The organism is Sphingomonas paludis, assembly GCF_053502515.1.
The window spans coordinates 2,711,123-2,732,547 of the sequence record NZ_CP187558.1 but is presented as its reverse complement, the minus strand read 5'-3'; the positions used below and the strand labels follow the sequence as shown (position 1 = coordinate 2,732,547).

Below are 21,425 nucleotides of genomic sequence, written 5' to 3'. Positions count from 1 at the left end.
TGAATTGTTTAGGCGGATCATTAATTGTTCTCTCCGGCGGCTATGAGAAGGGGCGATCCACCCGGCTGTCGGCCAACTCGTCCGGGGTGGGCATCCGCATGATGTCGATGGCATCGCCGCTGCGCTCGATCAGGCCCATCGCCTGAAATGCGTCCAGCCATCCTTCCATCGGCCAAAGCTGCCAGCGATGGTGGAAACGGCGGGCGTTGCCGATGATATCCGCGAAATGCTGCAGCGGTGGATCGTGCGCGGCGTGATGCTGATGGAACGCACCGACTCCGCCGATCAGCTGGTGGTCAACACCGGCACGGCGAAGACGAAAGGCGAAATCGGTGTCCTCTGCCCCATAGCCGGTGAAATCGGCATCGAAGCCAGCGATGGCGGCGAACCGATCGGCGGTGATCCCGAAGGCGAGCGACCAGAACAGTGCATGATCGGCGGCGACCGATTGGCCGGGTTCGGGAAATCGGCGGGCCGGATGGGGGATTGCGCGCGCAAGAAGGTGCGTTTCCGTCCACCCGTCCGCGACGGGACCGGGCGGCAGGTACCGAACCTCTGCGCTCAGCAGGGCGGCGTGGTTCGCATTCGCCGCTTCCATCGTTTCGATCAGCCCTGCGGCGGGAATGCAGTCCACGTCCAGAAAGACCAGGAGCGGCGCGCTGGCGAGGCTGGCGGCAAGGTTCCGTGCCTCTGCCAGGGGCAGGCCCGGGCGATCCAGGAGCGCGGTGCGAACCGGAAAGGGCTGGGGCGGCAGCGTGATCGGCGGATTGCTGGCCATGTCGACGACGATCAGCTCGTCCGGCGGGCGCGTGCTGCGCGCAAGGCCCTCCACCAGCCGCTGAAGGTGCGCGGCGCGGTTCTTGACCAGGGTGAGAACGCTGACGCCGGTCATCCGGCGCGCCACAGGTCAAGCCGGTAGCGTTCGGCCCGGTCGTGCCGGGCAATGATCAGGTCGCGGCGGATCGCGGCGCGCAGCTTATCGACCGCATCGTCCGCCGTCTGGGGATAGTCGGTTTCGCCGGTATAGTGGACGAGCAGGACATCGCCGTCATCCGCCAGCGCGCGCGCGATGAATTCGCCTGCGGCGGCAAGATCGGCATCGCTCCAGTAATAGGCGACTTCGGACAGGAGGATCAGATCGAAGCATCCGTCGGGCTGTTCGTCGGGAAAGCGCATGCATCGGACGTCAACCGAGGGTTCGCGGCGCATCCGTTCGCGGGCAGCGGTGACGGCGGTCTTGCTGATGTCGATGGCAGCCAATCGGTCGCACTGCGGCGCGATCCGTTCGGTCAGCGCGCCGTTCGCGCAGCCGACTTCCAGCCCCAACCGATAGCGCCTTTCGACGAGTGCAGCGACCGTCGCGTCGAACTTGGCATGTTCATAGGCGCTCGATTCAAGGCCCCAAGGATCGCTGTCCCCCCGAAAGATGCCTTCGAAATAGTCTGGGCCAAGGCTGTCGCGCGTCATCGGCGCGCCTCGTGGAACCTGTCATGGGCGGGGGACCAGCCGGCCTGCATCGGCAGGCGAAAGCCGGGGCCGTACGCGGCCGAACGCTGGCTGCGGTGCGCGGCGAGCGCGGTACGGCGGATGCCGGGCGTGAGCGGTCGGCTTCGCCAATAGCGGCCCGCGTCACCGCCGCCGCCCGACCATATGCCATATTCCAGGATGCGAATCGGCGAGCGTGCGGCTGTGCGGACCGCATGGGCCAGCGTGGCGGCGGCACCATGATCGCAGTGGGGGTCGCGCGGCGACGTCACTGCGATCCTGCCGATGCGGTATCGTGTGCACCAGGCGGTCAGCCGGCGGACGGTGCGACGATGTTCGGATGATCCGTCGGCAAACGGCTCAGCATCGCGCCAGCCGAGCGTCGGCGGCAGCATGGCCCGCTTGTCGCCAAGCCGGGCGAGCGCCAGCCGCGCCTCCCGCCGCCGCGCCCGCACCAGCCGAGCGCGAGCCGAAGGGTCCGAGGTGGGGTGAGAGGCACCGCCATCGGTCAGATAGACGGTCGTGCCGTACCAGCCCTCGGCAATCGCCTGATGGATCAGCGCAGCCGCGCCCAGCGTCTCGTCATCCGGGTGGGGGGCGAGCACCAGCAGGCGGTTGCGCGAGCCGTACCCTCGGGTCAGCAGGCGGGCAGCACGCATCACCACCATGCGTCCTCGCCCCATGCGTCGTGATCGAGCCACGCGGTTGCAGCGCGGTCGCGGGCGTGATCCGGCCCGGCCTGACGCAGATACAGGCTGAGGTCGCGGATGATCTTGTCCGCGCGGTTGCCCTCCATCGCGCTGCGTGTCCCCAACAGGCGGCTGGCAATCTCGATCAGGTCCAGCGCCGCCCGCTCGACCACGCCGCGGGTCATCAGCACGAAGGGGATGGCGTCGTCGTCGTCGCGGGAGGCGCGCTCCATCGCCTGTCCTACCCACAGACAGGCCGTGCGAGCCGCGACCACGGCATCGGCGAACCGGGCGCGTGCCACAGGGCTGTCGATCGCCGCCGCAGAAAGATCGGACCGGATCGCCTGAACCAGCGCCTCGACACCGCCCAGTTGCACCGCGCAGAACCGCCAGGCACCGGCGGTGAAGCGCGGCTCCAGATCATAGTCGCCCGGTTGCCCCAGCATGGCGACGGCATCCGGCTCGATCCCGTCGAGCGTATAGCTGCCGCTCATCGTCGCTCGCATACCGCGCACGCGCCAGCGGCTATTGTCGGTCCGCGCCTGGTCATCGGCGCGCACGGTGACAAGGCGACGGTGCATGCCGACACATTCTGCGGTCACGATTGCATAGGCATTGCCGCCCGCCCCGCTGGCAAAATGCTTTGCCCCCGACAGGACGGACGGTTGAGGATCCCCGATCAGGCGGACGCCGGGGCTGGGTTCGCTCGCCCACACGCCGAAGATGCTGCCCGCTGCCAATTGCGACCCCAGCCAGGCGCGCTGGGCGGCGTCGCCGAACCAGTCGTAGAGCAACAGGGCGTTGACATGCCCTTCATACAGGCGACCGATGCTCAGATCGGCGCGGCCGATCCGGCGCAGAACCTCGAACATGGCGCGGTGGCGGCCGGCCTCGTCCAACCATGCGATCCCGCCGGATTCCGGGGGGGCAAAGGCGAACAGCAAGCCCGCATCGTGCAGCATGGCCACGCTATCGTGGGGATAGGCTGGCGCAGCGTCATACCCCATGCCCAGCTCGATGAGTGCCGGCAGGATCGCGTCGGTGCGGACGATCAGGTCGGCGAGTGGGTCGCCGGCTGGCGGGTCGAGGCGAGAGGGCAGGGTCATGCGGCGACGCGATCGGCCAGGGCCTCGATCCAGGCAGCTGCCTTTGCAGCACCCCGGGGGTCATGCAGATCGGCGGGGCGACGGGCGGCGCGATCCACCGCCTGCATGACCAGCGCGTTCCATTGTTCGGGCAGCGGCCATGCATCCAGCACCAGCGCGGCATTCAATGCGGAGAGCGCAGCCGCCTTGGCGGTCTGTTCGCCATAAGGGCGCGGTTCGGGCAGGCAGATGAACGGCGTGGCCGTCGCCAGGACCTGACCGACCAGCCCGTCGCCTGCCCCCCCGGCGACGCAGCTCGACGCCGCGATCGCAGCGGGAACATCGTCGATCCAGCCAAGCAGGCGGAGGTTTGGCGGGCAATCGGGCAATTCGGGCACGTCCCCTGCAACAGCGATTTCCAGGTCGGGATTGGCGCGGGCGATTGCGACAAAGCGGCCCCCATCTAGCGGGCCACCACCCCGTCCCAGGACGAACAGCAACCCGGATCGATCGGCCGGGGGAGCCGGACGATCCTGGCCCAGCCCGGCGAAATACTGGGTCTTGTCGATAACCCAATCCGGCAACCCGGGCTGGTCGAGGTGCCGGTCGAACGGTGCCAGCAGAGCCGTCGCCCCGCGAAAAGCGTCAAGATGCGCCGGATCGCTACGATCGCCGCTCAACCGGACATACACTGTCGGCACCGAACACAGCCGGGCGAGCATGGCGATCTCCACCGACACATCGACCACCATCAACGCCGGGCGGGCCTCGGCGATCCAGCCGGCAATGGCTGCCACCCGCGCGCGGATGCCGGGATGGTCATGGGGGGCATAATGCAGCGCGTCGGGCCGATGCGCCTGGCCGTCACGGCCATCGAACGCGGGACCGTCGGGTTGCCGATCATCCGGCAGGTCGAGCGTGTCGATCGCATCTATCGGCGACACCCCGGTGCCGATCAGCGTAATCGGGCCCTGCATCGCTGTTGCAATCGATCGGGCGCGGTGCTGGTGGCCAGCGCCGTGGTGATGGACATAATAGCCGATCAGGCGGGTCATGCCGCCTCCGCTGGCAACAACCAGTCATGCGGCATCGGCGCAAGCGCATGTTCGAGCGCAGGTATGTCTGCCGCCCGGCCACGATCGCGCAGCGCGCGTCGCCACCGGGCGCGATTGCGCCAATGGTCGAGCGCCGGCGCATACAGGCCCTCGTCACTTGCGAGCGCCTGCATCGCGGCCGCCATGCCCGCCTCCGCGCGTCCCACGGTGCGCGGCGATACCCGCGTCCAGACAGTCAATGGATGGCCGAGCCGCGCACCCAGACCCAGTGCCGTCGCAACCAGCGCACGGTCCTCACCGGTCCGCACCTTCGGCACGCCGCCGCAGCGCCGGTACCATTCGACCGTGATCGCCAGGCTGGCACCGCTATGGTCCCCATGGCGGGGCGGCGCATCCCAGGCGACGGGATCGATCGCATCTTCGATTGAGCGCACTTCGGCCCAATAGGCATCCCAGCGAAGCCGACGTTCGGCCAGCATCGGCGGCATCGGTTCCCGATCGTCGATCACCAGCCGGCCACCGACCAGATCAAGGCCGCCATCGATCGCTGCGCGATTTGCCGACACCCAGTCCCGGGGCGGGCGAGTATCGGCATCGGTCGAAATCAGAACCGCACCCGGCTGATCGCGCAGCAGGGTCGCACCCGCATCCATCGCCAGTGCCCGCGCAGCGCCTGCATTGGGCTGCGGATCGTCGAACCGGATGTCGACGACGCTCAATGTCAGCTGGCCTGCATGGGTGCGGGCGAGCCGGTCGAGCAGCATCGCCGATCCGTCGTCGCAGTTGTTCAGCGCAACGCTTACGAAAAGCGGGTCCTCGCCCGTCTGATCGGCCAACGCCTGGATCAGGAGCGGCAGGCGCGGCGCCTCGTTTCGGGCGGGGATGCAGACGCAAACCGGGCGCGTCATGCGTAGGCCTGACCGGCGGCCTGCTGCCGATGCGCCGGGATGGGGAGTTGGTGATGCAGGGATTGTCCGGCCTGTCGAATGCAATCGCGGTAAAGCGCTTCATAAGCGGCCGTCATGACGGTAGCGTCGCAAAAAGTCTCGGCGCGCTTCCGGCAAGCGGCGCGATCGAGCGTTGCGGCCTGCATCGCGGCCTGCCCAAGCGCATGGGCATCGTCCGGCGGAGCGAGCACGCCGGTTTCAGCCGTGACGATTTCGGCAATGGCACCCCGATCGAATGCGGCAATGGGCACGCCGCAGGCCAGCGCCTCGGCCACGACAAGGCCATAAGGTTCATCCCAGCGCGGCGTCACCAGCGCGGCCCGCGCACCACCGATCAACTGCGCGAGGCGATCATGGTTGAGATGCCCTTCATACCGGATCTGATCGCCCAGCAGAGGTGCGACTTCGGTATCGAAATAGTGCCGGTCGGTGATCGGCCCGGCGATGCGCAGCCGATAGGGGGTCGAAAGCGCCGCCTGGATCGCCAGATGCGTGCCCTTTTCGGGAACGATCCGGCCATACCAGATCAGATATGGGTCGAAATCGGCATCGGGCGCAAAGCCGAACTGGTTCAGGTCGATGCCGTTATGGATGACGCGGTCGGCAGCGACGACATGGTTCCACATCCGGGCAACGGCATGCGACACGCCGACAAAGCTGAGGTTCGCGGCGCTGGACGATCGAACGCCGCTTTCCAGCCAGCAAAAGGGCGGCGTGTGCAGCACGGTGACCATCGGCACGGGCAGCGTGTCGGCCATCGCGATCGGCAGATAATGGAGCGAATTGTTGTGGATGATGTCGAAATCGCGCCCACGCAGCATCGTCATCAATTGCAGATAGGCGTGATGCTCGCGGAAAAAGGCGATGTCGTTGGCCTCTGCCGTGCCGACGCCGTCGATTGCGGTCCGGCGGCAGATGGGCTCGACATTCAGCCGATGGTCCGAGCCATCGGCCGCGAACAGGGTCACGGCATGACCATTGGCCCGAAGCTGGCGCACCAGCAGATCGGTATGCATTTCCAGCCCGCCGGCAAAGGGTTCGGCGATCGGATATTTCAGGTGAGCGATGACGCCGATCTTCAGCGGCGCAGCGGATGGCAGGCCAGCCCCGCACGCAGGGTAGGGGATCGACATCCACATCCTTTCCGTCGAGCGTGCGGGCGCCGCACGGTGCAGCGGCCATCACTCCGCACCAATCCCCCGCGGCACCGAAAGTTGCGCTACCGATACGGAACTTGATTATTATCAATGAGATTTAGGTCCATCGCCGTGAAAGGCATCGCTACGCTGGGCGATGCAGCGGCCGGAGCATGGCATGATTTTTGACCGATTTCTGACGAACCGACGCGGATTCGAACTGACGGCCGAAGAGTTGCGCCTGCTGGACGGCGCGGTCAGCGAGGTGCGGATCGTCGATGCGCGCACGACGGTGATCGAAGCGGGCGAGCGCGTGACCAGCAGCACGCTGCTCGTCCGGGGGTTCATGTCGCGCTACATCGACGATCCGGCGGGGCTCAGGCAATTGGTTGCGGTGCATGTCGCGGGCGAATTCGTCGACCTTCACGCCTATCCGATGCGCGAACTCGACCACAGCATCGGCACCCTGACCCGGTGCGAGGTGGCGATCGTCCCGCATGACGCGCTGAAAGCCGTGTTGGAGGGGCATGAAGACCTGTCGCGCAAGCTGTGGTTTTCGACGCTGCTGGATGCGGCCCTGCACCGTGCGTGGCTGTTCCGCGTCGGCAGGCTGGATGCGGTCGGCCGCGTCGCCCACCTGTTCTGCGAAATGAACGCGCGGCTGGAAAGCGCGGGGCTGAGCGATGGCGAGACCTTTCAGCTGCCGATGACCCAGACCGATATCGCCGAGGTGTGCGGCCTGACCCCGGAACATGTCAACCGCGTGCTGCGGCAGTTGCGCGAGGGCGAGCTTTGCCAGTTCAAGTCGGGCAGCGTAACCCTGATCAATCCCGCAGCGCTGGCCCGCCGCGGCCATTTCGATCCGCATTACCTGTATCTGAAAACCGCTCCGAAGGCGCGTTGGACGGACTGATCTAACGGCGGGTCGGTGGAGGGGGCATGATCGCATTGCGGGATTAGGCGTCGGCCGGGCGTTCCCATTCCGTTCCTGAACTGCTAGGTCGGCGCGATGGCCGGTCCGGGCATCCGCAAGATCATTCACGTCGACATGGACGCGTTCTTTGCCTCTGTCGAACAGCGCGACGATCCGTCTCTGCGCGGGCGCCCGGTGGCGGTCGGCCATGCTGCGGCGCGCGGAGTGGTGGCGGCGGCAAGCTATGAGGCACGCAAGTTCGGGGTAAGGTCGGCCTTGCCATCGGTCACCGCACTGCGGCGCTGCCCGGAGCTGGTGTTCGTGCCGCCGCGCTTCGATGTGTACCGAGACGTCTCGCGCCAGATCCACACAATCTTTGCGCGCTATACCGACCTGATCCAGCCCCTGTCGCTGGACGAAGCCTATCTGGACGTGACCGACAACAAGCGGGGCATTGCGACCGCATGGCTGACGGCCAAGGAAATCCGCGCGGCGATCCTTGCGGAAACGGGCCTGACCGCATCGGCTGGCATTTCCTACAACAAGTTCCTGGCAAAGCTGGCATCCGACCATCGCAAGCCCGATGGCCAGTTCGCGGTGACGCCCGACATGGGCGCTGCCTGGGTCGAGACGCTGCCGGTCGCCCGTTTCCACGGCGTCGGCCCGGTGACTGCCGCCAAGATGAAGGCGCTGGGCATCGAAACCGGTGCCGACCTGCGCGCCAAGCCTTTGGAGTTCCTTCGGCGCCACTTCGGCAGTTCGGCCGAATGGTATTACGGCATCTCGCGCGGCCAGGACGATCGCCCGGTGAACCCGGACCGGGTCCGCAAGTCTTCGGGATCGGAGACGACCTTTGACCGCGACCTGTTCGATCCCGACGAGATCAAGGCAGGCGTCTGCCGCATGGCCGATGATGTGTGGGGCTGGTGTCAATCCCGCCAGTCGTTCGGCCGCACGGTGACGGTGAAGATCAAATTTGCCGATTTCCAGCAGATCACGCGCAGTCGCAGCCATCCCGTTGCCGTCGCAACGCAGGACGCGCTTCGGCACGCTGCGACCGAGCTGACGCAATCGGTTCTGCCGACCCCCAAGGGGATAAGGCTGGTGGGCGTGACGATATCCAATTTCGCCGACCCATCGCCGCCCGACGCGGTCGGTCTGCCCATCTTTGCCGCTGTCGGCGAATGACCCCGGAACAATCCCGTTCGCCCTGCGATTCCGACTCTCTGGAACAAGGGGCATGGCCATGGCGGCACGGGCATATTGGCGGGGACAGATCCGGCTGGCGCTGGTTTCCATCCCGGTGGAAATCTATTCGGCCACCAAATCCGGCGCGGCGATCAGCTTTCGCCAGATCCACGAACCGTCGGGCAAGCCCATCAAATATGAAAAGGTGGTGCCCGGCATCGGTCCGATCGACCGGGACGACATCATCAAGGGGTATGAACTGGCCAAGGGCAGTTACGTCCTGCTCGATGAAGAGGAAATCGAGGCGGTAAAGCTGGAATCGAAGCGGACGCTGGAACTCGTCCAGTTCGTCGATGCCGATGCGATCGATGTCCTTTATTACGAAAAGCCGTACTTCGTCGTGCCCGCCGACGAACTGGCCGAGGAAGCGTATATCGTGCTGCGCGAGGCGCTGCGCAAAAGCCGCAAGGTCGGGCTGGGCCAGCTGGCGGTGCGGGGCCAGGAATTGCTCGTCAGCCTGAAGCCATGCGGTCGCGGCCTGATCCTCGAAACGCTGCGATATGCCGACGAGGTTAACCGCGCGAGCGGGTTTTTCCGCGACATCGGCGATGCCAAACCCGATGCCGAGCTGCTCGATCTGGCTACCTCGCTGATCGACAAGAAGGCGGGCGACTTCAATCCCGCAGACTTTCACAACCGCTATGTCGATGCCCTGCACAGGCTGATCGAGAAAAAGGCCAAGTCCAAGGGCAAGCGGGTGCTGGAAGAGGTCGATGAGCCGGCTGGGGCCGGCGGCAAATCCAATGTCATCGACCTGATGGCCGCCCTGAAAGCATCGGTGGACGACAAGAAGGGCAGTGGGCGAAAGACTGCGGCTGCCAAGAAGGCCCCGGCGAAGGCGGACGCGAAGCCAAAGGCGTCCAGTCGGAAGCGGGCCTGATGCCGCGGCGCGCCGACCCGCTGGCGGAATATAATCGCCGCCGCGATTTCGCGGCGACGCCGGAGCCGGCTGGCAAGCGCGAAACGACGCGCGGCAACCGGTTCATCGTTCAGAAGCACGACGCCACCCGCCTGCATTGGGATTTGCGGCTGGAACTGGACGGCGTACTGAAAAGCTGGGCGGTCACCGCCGGTCCCTCGCTCGATCCGGCGGACAAAAGGCTGGCCGTCTGCACCGAGGATCATCCGCTCAGCTATGCCGAATTCGAAGGCGTGATCCCCAGGCGCGAATATGGCGGCGGCACCGTGATGCTGTGGGATCGGGGAACCTGGACACCGATCGAGGGGAAGTCCGCGTCGGATATCGAACAGGGCCATCTGCATTTTCACCTGTCCGGCGAGCGAATGAAGGGCGAATGGCTGCTGGTCAGGATGCGGGGCAAGCCGGGCGAGAAGCGGGAAAACTGGCTGCTGCGCAAGATTGCCGACGATCATGCGGGCGCGCGCGGCGACCTGATCGAACGGTGCCTGACCAGCGTTTTGACGGGCCGCTCGATGGCGGAGATCGCCGCAGACGAACCGCCCAGGGAGGGAACCAAACCCGGCGCAGAAGAGAAACCGATCGCCGCGACAATGGCGCAGCTGGAGAAGGACGAGGCAAAGCCCGCGCCCGCCAGCCGGAGGCATCGCGCGCCTCTGCCCGCCTTTCGTCCGGTTCAGTTGGCGACCCTTGTCGACCATGTGCCGACCGGCAACGACTGGATGCACGAGATCAAGTTCGACGGGTATCGCGCGCTCGTCGCGGCAAAGGGCAGGGAGGTCCGCATCCACACCCGCAACGGCCATGACTGGACCGACAAGTTCGGGGCGCTGGTGGAGGCGATTGCATCGCTGGACCTGGCATCCTGCCTGATCGACGGTGAGATCACCGCCCCGGGGCCGGACGGCAACCCAAGCTTTTCCGCGCTTCAATCCGTCCTGAAGCGGGGGAAGGGCGCGCAGGGCAGGGAACAGTCCCTCGATCTTCATGCCTTCGATCTGCTCTCGCTCGATGGCGCCGACCTGACGCCGCTGCCCGCCATCGAGCGCAAGGAACGGCTGGCTGCGTTGCTCGGCGCGGCCAGGCCGCCCATCCGCTTGAGCGACCATGTCATCGGCGCCGGAGAGCGGCTGTTCGATGCGATGTGCGGCGCCGGCCAGGAAGGGATCATCGCCAAGCGGATCGATGCGCCCTATCGCGCAGGCCGGACGACCAGCTGGGTGAAGGTGAAATGCACCCGCCGCCAGGAATTCGTGATCGTCGGCTGGGTCGAATCCAGTGCAAAGGGCCGGCCCTTTGCCTCGCTGTTGCTGGCGCAGCGGGTGGGGGAGGAGCTGGTGTACAAGGGCAAGGTGGGGACCGGGTTCGACGCCGACACGATGGCGGATCTGGCGCGGCGCCTTTCCCGCCTGGCTCGCAAGACACCGCCGGTTGCCGTTCCACGGGCAGAGGCAAAGGGTGCGCACTGGACCCGCCCGGAACTGGTCGCGGAAATCGCATTTGCGGAATTCACCGCCGACGGCCGCGTCCGCCACGCAAGCTTTCTGGGGCTGCGCAGCGACAAGCCCGCGCGGGACGTGCGACCCGAGCGTGCCTCATCGCCACCGGCCGCCACACCGGTCGTTGCGATCTCCAGCCGGGACCGGGTGATCTTCCCCGACAGCGGCCAGACCAAGGGCGACCTTGCCGACTGTTACGCGGCCGTCGCCCCGCTGATGCTCGCACATCTCGCCCGGCGGCCGATCAGCCTGGTTCGATGTCCGCAAGGGCGCGCGCGGCAATGCTTTTTCCAGAAGCATGACAGCGGGAGCATGGGCGACCATGTCCACCCGATTCCGATCCGCGAAAAGGACGGCGGATGCGAGGATTACCTCTTTGTCGAGGACGCCACGGGTCTGTTGCAATGCGTCCAGATGGGCACGATCGAGTTTCACGCCTGGGGCGCACACACCGATCAAGTCGAACGACCGGATCGCATGATTTTCGACCTGGACCCCGATGAGGGGCTGGATTTCGAGGATGTGAAGCGGGCTGCCGGCGATCTGCGCGACCATCTGGCCGACCTGGGCCTTGCCAGCTTCGCCATGCTTTCGGGGGGTAAGGGCATCCATATCATCGTACCGCTTAGCCCCGGTCACGACTGGCAGGATCATACGGACTTTGCGAAGCGGTTCTCGACCGCGCTGGCCATGGCCGAGCCGGAACGGTTCGTCGCAACGATGAGCAAGGCCAAACGCAGGGACAAGATCTTCATCGACTGGCTGCGCAACCAGCGCGGTGCCACGGCCGTGCTTCCCTATTCGGCGCGCGCCCGGCGCGGCGCTCCGGTTGCAGCGCCAATCGCATGGGAGGAACTGGCAGGCATCGATCGTGCCGGACGCTGGTCGATTGGCGATGCCGATCACCTGATCGAACGGTCAGCGGCCCCGTCGCTGCGGGGCTGGGGTCATGCCGTCCAGAAATTGCCGAAGGTGTAAACCGCCCATCAGCCTTCGATCGTTTTCGAAATATCGCTTGAGCGTGTTCCGTATTGGGTTATTTCGATATTTCTCGAAAGGTAACGGCGATGGATGGACTCAGCACACAGGTTTGGGCGGTGGATGCGCTCGGCGCACTGGCGCATGAGACGCGGCTGTCCGCGTTCCGAATGTTGGTCAGGGCTGGCCCGGATGGCATGATCGCCGGTGCAATCGCTGAACAATGCGGTGTTCCGCCGTCCACCATGTCGCACCATCTCGCGACGCTGGAGCGGGCTGGGCTGGTGCGGTCGGAACGGGAGAGCCGCCTGATCCATTACCGCGCGGACTATCCCGCGATGCGTCGCCTGCTGACCTTCCTGATGCAGGATTGCTGCCAGGGTGCGCCCGAACTGTGTAGCGACCTGATGACCGGCATCGGCTGCGAACCCCGTATCGAGGCCGCGCATGAACGATAAGGCGTTTACCGTGCTGGTGCTGTGCACCGGCAATTCCGCGCGCTCGATCCTGGGCGAAGCGCTGTTCAACCAATTGGGACAGGGCCGGGTGCGCGCGTTCAGTGCGGGGAGCAAGCCAAAGGGAGTGCCCCATCCCGGCGCACTTCGCCTGCTCGCACGACGGGGGATCGACACGGCGGCTTTCCGCTCCAAGAGCTGGGACGAGTTTACCGCCCCCGGCGCGCCGCCCATCGACCTTGCGATCACCGTCTGCGGCAATGCCGCAGGCGAGGCATGCCCGGTGTTCACGGGCAGTCCGCTAAAGGCGCATTGGGGCCTGCCCGATCCTGCCGATGCAACCGGCAGCGAGGCCGAAGTGGATGCAGCCTTTGAGGAGACCTGGCGGCTGCTCGACATGCGAGTGCGGGCCTTCCTTGCGCTCGACCGGGCGACGATGGACATGCCCGCGCTCGAGGCCGCGCTTGCCGAAATCGGCGCCATGGAAGGCGCGGCATGAGCGACGCCGCTTCCCCGCTTGGCCTGTTCGAGCGCTATCTGTCGGTCTGGGTGCTGCTCGCCATCCTGGCAGGGCTGGGGCTGGGGCTCGCCGCGCCCGGGACGGTGGGCATGCTGGCGGAACTCGAATATGCCTCGGTCAACCTGGTCGTCGCGGTGCTGATCTGGGCGATGATCTTTCCGATGATGGTCGGGGTCGATTTCGGCAGCATCCGGGACATCGGCCGCAAGCCCAAGGGGCTGGTCATCACCCTTGTCATCAACTGGCTGGTCAAGCCCTTCACGATGGGGGCGCTCGGCGTGCTGTTCTTCGATTATCTCTATGCGGACCTGCTGCCTCGGGCGGACGCGCAGCAATACATCGGCGGACTGATCCTGCTCGGCGCGGCGCCATGCACCGCGATGGTGTTCGTCTGGTCGCAGATGACCCGCGGCGACCCGGCCTATACGCTGGTGCAGGTCGCGGCGAACGATCTGGTGATGATCGTCGCCTTTGCGCCCATCGTGGCCCTGCTGCTGGGCGTGACCGACATCGTCGTACCGTGGGAGACGCTGCTGCTGTCGGTGGTGCTGTACGTCGTGATCCCGCTGGCAGCGGGCGCCTGGACGCGGGCGCGGGTGATCGCGGCGCGCGGCGGCGATGGGGCGGCGGTCGATGCGTTCACCGCGCGACTGAAACCATGGTCGATCATCGGCCTGCTGGCGACGGTGGTGCTGCTCTTTGCCTTTCAGGCCGGAACGATCCTGGCCAATCCCGTGCTGATCGTGCTGATCGCCATCCCCATCATCATCCAATCCTATGGCATCTTCGCTGCCGCCTATGCCTGGGCCTGGGCGTGGCGAGTGCCGCACAGCATCGCCGCCCCCTGTGCACTGATCGGCACATCGAACTTCTTCGAACTCGCGGTGGCGGTCGCCATCGGGCTGTTCGGCCTGTCCAGTGGTGCTGCGCTGGCGACGGTGGTCGGCGTGCTGGTCGAGGTGCCGGTGATGCTGTCGCTGGTCGCCCTGGCGAATCGCACTCGCGCTCGATTTCCCGGAGAGCCGACATGACCGACCATCCACGCCTGCGCAACCTGCCCGATCCGGCGCACCTGCCAGCGCTCAGGCCGGAATACGCGCACGCCCGCCCGGCGCTCGGCCTGGGCCCGCTCGACCCGCCGCCGCGCGTGCTGCTGCTCTACGGCTCGCTGCGCGAACGCGCCTTCTCCCGCCTTGCGGTGGAGGAGGCGGCGCGGCTGCTGCAATTCTTTGGCTGCGAGACGCGCATCTTCGATCCAAGCGACCTTCCGCTGCCCGATCAGGTCGCGGGCGACGATCATCCGGCGGTGCAAGAGTTGCGCGACCATGCGCTGTGGTCCGAAGCGCAGGTTTGGTGCAGCCCGGAACGGCACGGCACGATCACCGGCATCATGAAGGCGCAGATCGATCACCTGCCGCTCGCCTATAAGGGGATGCGCCCGACGCAGGGCCGGACCCTTGCCGTGATGCAGGTCAATGCAGGGTCGCAGAGCTTCAACACGGTCAACACCCTGCGCATCCTTGGGCGCTGGATGCGGATGTTCACCATCCCCAACCAGTCCTCGGTCGCCAAGGCATATCAGGAGTTCGACGAAGCCGGGCGGATGAAGCCGTCAAGCTATTACGATCGCATCGTCGACGTAATGGAGGAGCTGGTGCGCTTCACCGTGCTGCTGCGCCGACACGCTGACCTGTTGGTCGATCGTTATTCCGAACGCGTCGAGCGAGACCAACCGGTAGATACGCCTGCGGACGAGGCGAGTATTGTGTAAGGCTGAGAAGGCGACATCCAAATTCCAACCTAGTTACCGCCATTCCAGTCTACCGAATCGAACAGCAGCTTTCTTAAAATCGGGCAACGCGACTGAATGACTGATATTGGGGCGCGAAGCCGACCGGCCGCTGATGCCAAAAAAAGCCCAGCGGCTCGTGGGCCGATAACGGAATGGCGGCTTTTGGCCGAGCATTGAAACAAGCGATCGATAGGCTAACCAGCAGAACAAGCACCGGACCTGGGTTTGCGGCCGCCAAATCAAGCGTGTTTCGCCTGAGGTCCAATTCAACCGGTTTGAGCAAACACATCGGCGTCGAATGGAACGGGAATGTCGCCGGAGCCGGTGACAAGGCCTATTTCGGCTATGCCACCCCCAAAACCATTGGCTGACGTTCCAGCTCATGCACGACTGCCGCGCTGCCTCTATCAACTGGCACCCACGCTACCATATAGGATTTATCGCAGCACCTGCTACGAGCGCCGCTGCGACTGAGAGATGCTTTGTGCTCCCGGCTCGATCGAGGAGACACACTATGGGTATCCAGCAAATCAATGCACCGGCAAATGGGGGGCAATCCGTGCCGGTTACGGCGTTGGGGTTTGCCGGATCGGAGGCGGACGCACTCGAAATTGCGCTTGCGGACATGATCGCCACCTTTTCCGGCGATTTTGTCAACGGGCGGATTGGTGCTCGGCACAACACCTACGGGCACCGCTCGCGTATCCTGCGTCAGATGACCGAAAGGCTCGTGGCGTTGCGAGCGCTAGACGCGGGGGCGCCGTCTTGAACGCACGTTTCAAGGCCTGGATAGCCACGCCGGACGGGGGTTTCGAAATGACGAGCCGTCGGATGACACGCGCATCCGCGCGAATGATGCATCAACAGGAATCCCGCTATTTCAGACTGAGTGAGATCATTGCGCAGTCGTAAGGTGTCACGAATGCCTTGTAGCGCCCGACATAGCTGCCTGCCGCAAGCTTATTGCGGCGGCGGCCGGCTTGCGTCGTGGGTGCGCTGCTCCCGGCGCAAGCGGCGGCGGTAGGTGCGTTTGCGCGAGTAATAGATCTGGTATGCGGCGATGCACGCCACCAGCAGCGTCACGATCAGCATCAGGCTGTAGGCGATGATCAATCGGGATTCCATGGTCCGTCCTTCAAGTTGAGAACGGCGCGGTCAGTCGAGACCGTGACTTCCACTGTCATGCCGATAAAGGCGTCTGCGTCGCCGACATATCGGCCATCCACAGGGCTTAGCTTTGCAATGTCGCGGCCGACCGCGACGGGCACCAGATGCGCCTCGCCCATGCGGCCATTGGTCGGATCGAATGCCACCCAGCCGGCGCAGGGTAGATAAACTTCGGCCCAAGCGTGGGTCGAACCGTGCTGGCCATCGGGATTGGCGTCGTCCCCCGGTATGGGAGGATCATACAGATAGCCGGATACGGCGCGCGCACCGAAACCGAGGTGCCGAACGGCGTCGATGAACAACGTCGCCAGATCGCGGCACGACCCCGAACCAAGATCAAGCGTCTGATGCGGAGATTGTGTCCCGACCTCTTCCCGCGTGACATAGGTCATGCCGATAAGGGCCGCTGCATTGACGTCCTTCAGCAGCGACAGCGTGTCGGTTCGTTCCCCGAGCACCTGGGCACGGGCCCAGCGAGCGAGCCGGGCATAGGGATCGGGATATTCCGGGACGAGCAACGCGCCGAGGTCGGTTCGTTCATCGCTGGAATAATCGAACGGAAAACTGTGCGCGTGCGGCGCTATGGCCAGGATCGGCCATGGGTCCGCATTCTGTTCAACGATCACCCGATTGGTGATCGTCAATCGATCGGCAGGCTCACGAAACGACGCGGTAGCGATCAGGTTGCCGAAAACATCCTGCGTCCACGACATCTCCGCCCCTGGATCGCAGGTCAGGTCCGCTGCGATCGGGCGAAGCGCGTTGGAGCTTCGCGGACTGAGCATCATGCGATGCGCAAGCAGCTCGACTGGCACTCGATAGGCGTAGGTGCTGACATGGTCGATCCGTAGCCGCATTCCGTCACCTCCCGCATGAACTGCGCCAACCGCGCAGGGTGTCAGTGGCCCTCGAAATGTCCGCGGTCTGGGTTTTCGCTGAGCGCGCGGACATCGGCGGGCGGCGGTTCAACACCGATCGCCAGCGCATTTGCCAGCGCAAGCGTGCGAAGCTTTCTGGCTTCGCGAACATCGGCGGCGACCCCTTCCTTGTCCCAGGCCAGGGCGGCCACATTGGCGATCTGCCTGACATTTTCGAGGGTGGCAGCATTGGCATGGGCATGATGGCGGGCTGCCTGATCCCGGCAAAGGGTGGACGATGGCTGCATGAAACGGGCCTTTCGAAACAGTGGATGGATCAGCCCTTTTCGGGCCTGTTCGGCTGAGGCGTTCCCTTTAGCGATGGATTTGACGCATTCTGTTTTGGCGGTTCCGGCTTTTTAGATTTTCGCGCTTCGCGATTTCCGCGTTGTTGGCCTTTTGCCATGGTGGAATTTCCTTGATTGCGTGCGGGGGAATGCTGAACGCCGGATCGGCTGGATCAGCGTTGATGGAATGCTCCACGCCCCTGTGCAGGAGAGCAGAGGGGTGGCCGACCGAACGCTGCGCGTGCGTCAAACCTTCCGAGCGATTGGCTGGACGGAAGCCCGTGCCGATAGGCCGGATGTCCGATTTGAAACGGGCGTGAGGAATGGAGAGCATCGGTAAGCTCCGCATCAGAGCGGGAGCATGAACTACTCTCAGTCGCGACCAGGCTCGAAATGGAACGGCGCGATTACAGATATGTAGGAACGATGGTGCCGCGGCACTACCCCCCAGGCTGCTCGGACGGCGATTAAACAAACCAGGTGGTTGTGATCCCGCGGCTCACCCACGACATCCTGCTCACGATCCTGAAGCCGATGCCTCGGCTTTCGTGCCGCGTGGAGCGGCGAGAGGATGACCGCCGATGTTTATGGACGATCGCGACGCGCCGCCTGTCAACGGTTTGGCATTGCCCTGGAATACCCAGCCCTCCAATCAGGGATCCCGCGAATGCCGATGGTGCTGGCGCTTCATTTATGCGCCAGCGCTCCCGTGTTCGACAAAGGCGATTCCGGGACTTGCCGACATGGCAACCACTTCCGGCTCTGGCGACCGGTGCAGATGGGAACTGACCACCCGCCATCTAACTGAAAAATTGAATGAAGACGGCGCGCTTGCGTGCTGGGGACCATCATAACCGGTGTTGATGAGGGGCAAGTTTCAAGCCTCGGCCGATGGCTCTGCCCTTCACGAGGTGGAACAAAATTCGAACGATCGTGTTGATTGTGCGCTGCAGCAATCGCAGCGGATCGAGTTTGGTGACATGGCGGTAGTCGTGCCCGGGAGAACCTCACATGTCACGTCTCAACGATACCATTCGCCGTCTGTCTGCTGTGCGGCAAAGCGTTGGCCATCATCCCATGGGCCTTGTCGGCGAAGACCGGTTGTCGGATCTCGGTCCATTCGGCTCAAATCCCGGCGCTTTGCGGGGCCGCGTCTATGTTCCCCAATCCATCGGGCCATCTTCGGCGCTGGTTGTCGTTCTCCACGGGTGCACGCAAAACGCCGCCGGGTATGACCATGGGGCTGGCTGGTCGCGACTGGCCGATGAACATGGGTTCGCCCTGCTCTATCCAGAGCAACAGCCTGCGAACAACGCCAATCGCTGCTTCAACTGGTTTCAGACGGGCGATACGCGGCGCGGCGCTGGTGAGGCACTGTCCATCCGCCAAATGGTAGCTGCGATGGTAGCCGAGTATCCGATCGATCCGGCCCGAATCTTCGTAACGGGGCTTTCGGCTGGTGGCGCAATGGCATCGGTGATGCTGGCCGCCTATCCTGAAGTGTTTGCCGGGGGAGCAATCATCGCGGGTCTTCCCTACGGAACCGCGACTTCGATCCCCCAGGCATTTGACCGGATGCGTGCGCATGGCGGTCCCCCGGCAACGGCCCTTGGGCAACTGGTCAGGAACGCCTCCCAGCACACCGGTCCCTGGCCGACGATATCCATATGGCATGGCGACAGCGACGCGACCGTGGATCATGCCAATTCGGCGATGATCGTCGAACAATGGCGCGGGATTCACGGCGTCGAACGCGAGCCCGTGAGCGAAGTCGTCAATGGTCATATTCGCCGGGCATGGCTTGATGCGCATGGACGCGAGGTGATCGAGGAATATCGGATCGACGGCTTGGGTCATGGAACGCCGCTGAGCACGGCAGGAATGGACGCATATGGTGCGGCTGGACCATTCATGCTTGAGGCCGGGATTTCCTCGACCCATCGCATCGCTGCATTCTGGGGCCTTCTGACATCGCCGGCCATGGAAGAGCCGGGCCCAATGCCGACTGGCCTGGTGACTGCAGGTCGGCATCTTAGCTCGCGCCCATCTACAGCACCAAACGAAGCGCCGCGTGCATCCAGGCCAGTGTCGCATGGTGTCGGGCAGGTGATCGAAGATGCCTTGCGTGCGGCCGGTCTGATGCGCTGATCGCATCGACGAGAGGAATCTTTTTGGCCATTTCGCATGTTGTCTACCTGCTTGTGCTGTGCGGAGCAGGTGCGCTGATCCTGCTTACGGCCTGGTTGCCGTTGCTACTGCGCAAGGCACCGTTATCGCTGCCGATCCTGTGCGTTGGTGCGGGCGCGATTTTGTTCGCGCTGCCCCCGCTCAGGCCCTTTGCGGTCCACCCGCTGAAATATCCGATCCTTGTCGAACGGATCAGCGAACACTCTGCTTCATACCATCAGCACCGAGTTGCATAGGCGCGGAGTTCCAGAAGCGCAGATCGATGCGGCGGCCGGTCACAGCGGCGATTCAACCAACAAGCGCCATTACCGCCATCTCCGACCCGGCTATCTCAAAGAGTTCATCGAGGGGGTCGAAGCCTTCTGGGCTGATGTCGGGAAGCACACCGATTGTCATCTGCGATACCGTTGCGATACCACCATCTACGATCGGGCAATCGGTAGCGCAGTACGCACCACTCTAACCCGCTAATTTTCGTCGATGTGAATGGTGCCGCCTACAGGACTCGAACCTGTGACCCCCGCATTACGAATGCGATGCTCTACCAACTGAGCTAAGGCGGCAAGGGCGCGTGTCCGCTGCCAAGGCGGGGGCGCTTATCAGCCTTCGGTTTAGCTGGCAAGCATTGACGAAGCGTTGCCGGCGCCTTTGCGTCCAGCTTTCCCGAAACCGCATTCGGCCGGACGCGGGTGAGCCCGGGTCCGGTCCTTTACCCCCTGTTTACCACGCCCGTCGCACAACAGGGCGGAGAGGGTGCGGTGCGCCCGAGCGTAAGGATGATTCCATGGACACCGTTCGCGGCATCGATGACCGGATTGACGAGCATGACGGGCTGGATGACGGCGTGGCGTCGGATCGCTCCAATGGCATCGGCACCGACGAGCGCCGGATGCATGTCCGCGCCTATAATTACTGGGTGTCGCTGCTGGATGGGCGGCCTTATCCGTCCATCGACGACCTGAACCCGGAAAGCCTGGCCGATTTCGGTCCGCACAGCGTCCTCCTTGATTTCACTGGTGGCATCGAAGATCCGGCGATCCGGTTTCTGGGCGGGCGGCTGCGCGATGAATGCGGCGTGTCGGCCAGCATCGGCAAGATTTCCGAGGTGCCCGGCCGGTCATTGCTGTCCCGGCTGACCGACCATTACCTTCAGATCATTGCCAATCGCGCCCCCATCGGATTCGAGGCGGAGTTCGTCGGTCAGCGCGGCCACAACACCCTGTATCGCGGCATCCTGATGCCCTTTTCCTCGCGCGGCGACACGATCGATTTCATCTACGGCGTCATCAACTGGAAAGAGATGGTCGACGCCGAGACGCAGGCACAGCTGACCGCCGAAATCGACGCGGCCCGGCGTGTGGCCCCGCCGCCGCCCCCGACCGAGCCGATCTGGGCCGATGGTCCAAGCGGCGGCCTGTCGCGCGAACCGGATCCCACTGCGGATTCCGCGATCGAGGAAGATGATCTGAATGGGCAGCCCGCCACGCTGGCCGACCGGCTGATGCTGGCGCGTGAAAGCGCCGCTGCCGTTCGTGCCGCCGATACCCGCAGCCGCGCTGCCCTGTACCGCGCGCTCGGCCGGGCTTACGACGTCGCGCTGGCGGCTGAAACCGATGCGGACGGCTATCGCCGGGTGCTGGCGGAAACCGGTATCCGCGAACAGGCACGGGCGCCGATGACGCCTGTCGTCAAACTGGTTTTCGGAAGCGACTATGACAAGGCGCGGGTGACGGAGTTCGCTGCCGCCCTGTCCTATGCCCGGCGCACCGACGTCGCGGCGGGCGGTCTTGCCGGGTTGCTGGAGGCGAGCGAGGGCGGGGTCAAGGCGCTGGTCCGCGCCGAACGCGATGCCCGCCGTCCCGCGCCGACGACCGACCGGTTCGACCAGGCCACGCGGTCGCTGCGGTCGGCGCCGGCTATGGCGCGGCTGAACATCGATGCGGCGGATGCGGAATTCGTGCTGTTGATCGCCCGCGCGAACGGCAGCGACGGGATCGACGTGGTCGGTCGCGTATCCAATGCCCCCGCGCTGGTGCGGCAGGCAATTGTGCGCGCTACCATCTGAAATCGGCGGCCCGGGCGGGGCCGGAAAGGCAAAATTGGCGGTGTTCGGGCCTTGAGCCCGGCTCTTGGCGGGCGCATAGCC

At 64.8% G+C, this 21,425-nt stretch carries 23 protein-coding genes and 1 tRNA gene; 13 read left to right on the top strand and 11 right to left on the bottom strand.

Going from position 1 to position 21,425, the window contains the following annotated elements; translation table 11 throughout:
• Positions 1 to 40: 40 nt before the first annotated feature.
• From ACPVPU_RS13220 to ACPVPU_RS13190, 7 genes are read right to left on the bottom strand one after another with little or no spacing between them, the layout of a single operon-like run.
• Positions 41 to 892 (bottom strand): glycosyltransferase family 2 protein, encoded by an 852-nt coding sequence (locus tag ACPVPU_RS13220; RefSeq protein WP_448658418.1) that lies wholly within the window; start codon positions 890 to 892, stop codon positions 41 to 43.
• A complete protein-coding gene (locus tag ACPVPU_RS13215) occupies positions 889 to 1,467 on the bottom strand; it encodes an SAM-dependent methyltransferase (protein WP_448658417.1) in 579 nt (192 codons plus the stop codon). Before ACPVPU_RS13215 ends, ACPVPU_RS13220 begins: the two co-directional genes overlap by 4 nt.
• A complete protein-coding gene (locus ACPVPU_RS13210; protein ID WP_448658416.1) occupies positions 1,464 to 2,153 on the bottom strand; it encodes a PIG-L deacetylase family protein in 690 nt (229 codons plus the stop codon). Before ACPVPU_RS13210 ends, ACPVPU_RS13215 begins: the two co-directional genes overlap by 4 nt.
• Positions 2,144 to 3,280, bottom strand: coding sequence for an acyl-CoA dehydrogenase family protein (locus ACPVPU_RS13205; RefSeq protein WP_448658415.1), 1,137 nt, complete (start codon positions 3,278 to 3,280; stop codon positions 2,144 to 2,146). Before ACPVPU_RS13205 ends, ACPVPU_RS13210 begins: the two co-directional genes overlap by 10 nt.
• Positions 3,277 to 4,314 (bottom strand): glycosyltransferase, encoded by a 1,038-nt coding sequence (locus ACPVPU_RS13200; RefSeq protein ID WP_448658414.1) that lies wholly within the window; start codon positions 4,312 to 4,314, stop codon positions 3,277 to 3,279. Before ACPVPU_RS13200 ends, ACPVPU_RS13205 begins: the two co-directional genes overlap by 4 nt.
• Positions 4,311 to 5,222: a glycosyltransferase gene (locus ACPVPU_RS13195; protein ID WP_448658413.1), complete on the bottom strand. Its 912-nt coding sequence runs from the start codon at positions 5,220 to 5,222 to the stop codon at positions 4,311 to 4,313. The genes ACPVPU_RS13200 and ACPVPU_RS13195 overlap by 4 nt, the downstream gene beginning before the upstream one ends.
• Entirely contained in the window at positions 5,219 to 6,394 is a 1,176-nt protein-coding gene (locus ACPVPU_RS13190; RefSeq protein ID WP_448658412.1) for a glycosyltransferase family 4 protein, read from the bottom strand. The genes ACPVPU_RS13195 and ACPVPU_RS13190 overlap by 4 nt, the downstream gene beginning before the upstream one ends.
• Positions 6,395 to 6,575: 181 nt before the next feature.
• Here ACPVPU_RS13190 and ACPVPU_RS13185 point away from each other — a divergent pair, with 181 nt between their 5' ends.
• The 9 genes from ACPVPU_RS13185 to ACPVPU_RS13145 all read left to right on the top strand — a co-directional run bounded on the left by ACPVPU_RS13185 (position 6,576) and on the right by ACPVPU_RS13145 (position 15,490).
• Complete coding sequence (locus ACPVPU_RS13185; RefSeq protein WP_448658411.1) at positions 6,576 to 7,310, top strand: Crp/Fnr family transcriptional regulator; 735 nt, start codon at positions 6,576 to 6,578, stop codon at positions 7,308 to 7,310.
• 96 nt (positions 7,311 to 7,406) lie between these two features.
• On the top strand, positions 7,407 to 8,498 hold the full coding sequence (dinB, locus tag ACPVPU_RS13180) for a DNA polymerase IV (protein ID WP_448658410.1): 1,092 nt from the start codon (positions 7,407 to 7,409) through the stop codon (positions 8,496 to 8,498).
• Between the two features lie 58 nt (positions 8,499 to 8,556).
• A complete protein-coding gene (gene ku / locus ACPVPU_RS13175) occupies positions 8,557 to 9,438 on the top strand; it encodes a non-homologous end joining protein Ku (protein WP_448658409.1) in 882 nt (293 codons plus the stop codon).
• The gene (gene ligD / locus ACPVPU_RS13170) at positions 9,438 to 11,954 is read left to right on the top strand and encodes a DNA ligase D (protein WP_448658408.1); all 2,517 of its coding nucleotides are present in this window, start codon (positions 9,438 to 9,440) and stop codon (positions 11,952 to 11,954) included. Before ku ends, ligD begins: the two co-directional genes overlap by 1 nt.
• An 89-nt stretch (positions 11,955 to 12,043) precedes the next feature.
• Positions 12,044 to 12,412, top strand: a complete 369-nt coding sequence (locus ACPVPU_RS13165) for an ArsR/SmtB family transcription factor (protein ID WP_448658407.1) — start codon at positions 12,044 to 12,046, stop codon at positions 12,410 to 12,412.
• Positions 12,402 to 12,908, top strand: a complete 507-nt coding sequence (locus tag ACPVPU_RS13160; RefSeq protein ID WP_448658406.1) for an arsenate reductase ArsC — start codon at positions 12,402 to 12,404, stop codon at positions 12,906 to 12,908. The genes ACPVPU_RS13165 and ACPVPU_RS13160 overlap by 11 nt, the downstream gene beginning before the upstream one ends.
• Positions 12,905 to 13,960 (top strand): ACR3 family arsenite efflux transporter, encoded by a 1,056-nt coding sequence (gene arsB / locus ACPVPU_RS13155; RefSeq protein WP_448658405.1) that lies wholly within the window; start codon positions 12,905 to 12,907, stop codon positions 13,958 to 13,960. Before ACPVPU_RS13160 ends, arsB begins: the two co-directional genes overlap by 4 nt.
• Entirely contained in the window at positions 13,957 to 14,700 is a 744-nt protein-coding gene (arsH, locus tag ACPVPU_RS13150) for an arsenical resistance protein ArsH (RefSeq protein ID WP_448658404.1), read from the top strand. The genes arsB and arsH overlap by 4 nt, the downstream gene beginning before the upstream one ends.
• A gap of 535 nt (positions 14,701 to 15,235) precedes the next feature.
• Entirely contained in the window at positions 15,236 to 15,490 is a 255-nt protein-coding gene (locus tag ACPVPU_RS13145) for a hypothetical protein (RefSeq protein ID WP_448658403.1), read from the top strand.
• A 191-nt stretch (positions 15,491 to 15,681) separates the two neighbouring features.
• Here the strand turns inward: ACPVPU_RS13145 and ACPVPU_RS13140 are convergent, their stop codons facing one another.
• Both ACPVPU_RS13140 and ACPVPU_RS13135 read right to left on the bottom strand, forming a co-directional pair.
• Positions 15,682 to 15,834, bottom strand: a complete 153-nt coding sequence (locus ACPVPU_RS13140; RefSeq protein WP_448658401.1) for a hypothetical protein — start codon at positions 15,832 to 15,834, stop codon at positions 15,682 to 15,684.
• Positions 15,831 to 16,745, bottom strand: a complete 915-nt coding sequence (locus tag ACPVPU_RS13135) for a transglutaminase family protein (RefSeq protein ID WP_448658400.1) — start codon at positions 16,743 to 16,745, stop codon at positions 15,831 to 15,833. Before ACPVPU_RS13135 ends, ACPVPU_RS13140 begins: the two co-directional genes overlap by 4 nt.
• Positions 16,746 to 16,789: 44 nt before the next feature.
• Between ACPVPU_RS13135 and ACPVPU_RS13130 the strand changes: the two genes are divergently transcribed.
• Positions 16,790 to 17,110 carry a hypothetical protein gene (locus ACPVPU_RS13130; protein ID WP_448658399.1) on the top strand — a complete coding sequence of 107 codons (321 nt, stop codon included), beginning with the start codon at positions 16,790 to 16,792 and terminating at the stop codon, positions 17,108 to 17,110.
• 10 nt (positions 17,111 to 17,120) lie between these two features.
• On the opposite strand, the gene ACPVPU_RS13125 is transcribed toward ACPVPU_RS13130, so the two are convergent.
• Positions 17,121 to 17,426 (bottom strand): hypothetical protein, encoded by a 306-nt coding sequence (locus ACPVPU_RS13125; protein ID WP_448658398.1) that lies wholly within the window; start codon positions 17,424 to 17,426, stop codon positions 17,121 to 17,123.
• Between the two features lie 743 nt (positions 17,427 to 18,169).
• On the opposite strand from ACPVPU_RS13125, the gene ACPVPU_RS13120 reads away from it, so the two are divergent.
• Both ACPVPU_RS13120 and ACPVPU_RS13115 read left to right on the top strand, forming a co-directional pair.
• Positions 18,170 to 19,240, top strand: a complete 1,071-nt coding sequence (locus ACPVPU_RS13120) for an extracellular catalytic domain type 1 short-chain-length polyhydroxyalkanoate depolymerase (RefSeq protein ID WP_448658397.1) — start codon at positions 18,170 to 18,172, stop codon at positions 19,238 to 19,240.
• Positions 19,241 to 19,263: 23 nt separating this feature from the next.
• Positions 19,264 to 19,515 (top strand): hypothetical protein, encoded by a 252-nt coding sequence (locus ACPVPU_RS13115; protein WP_448658396.1) that lies wholly within the window; start codon positions 19,264 to 19,266, stop codon positions 19,513 to 19,515.
• A gap of 251 nt (positions 19,516 to 19,766) precedes the next feature.
• On the opposite strand, the gene ACPVPU_RS13110 is transcribed toward ACPVPU_RS13115, so the two are convergent.
• Positions 19,767 to 19,842, bottom strand: a tRNA-Thr gene (locus ACPVPU_RS13110).
• Positions 19,843 to 20,063: 221 nt separating this feature from the next.
• Here ACPVPU_RS13110 and ACPVPU_RS13105 point away from each other — a divergent pair.
• Positions 20,064 to 21,344: a PAS domain-containing protein gene (locus ACPVPU_RS13105; RefSeq protein WP_448658395.1), complete on the top strand. Its 1,281-nt coding sequence runs from the start codon at positions 20,064 to 20,066 to the stop codon at positions 21,342 to 21,344.
• The last annotated feature ends 81 nt before the right edge of the window (positions 21,345 to 21,425 follow it).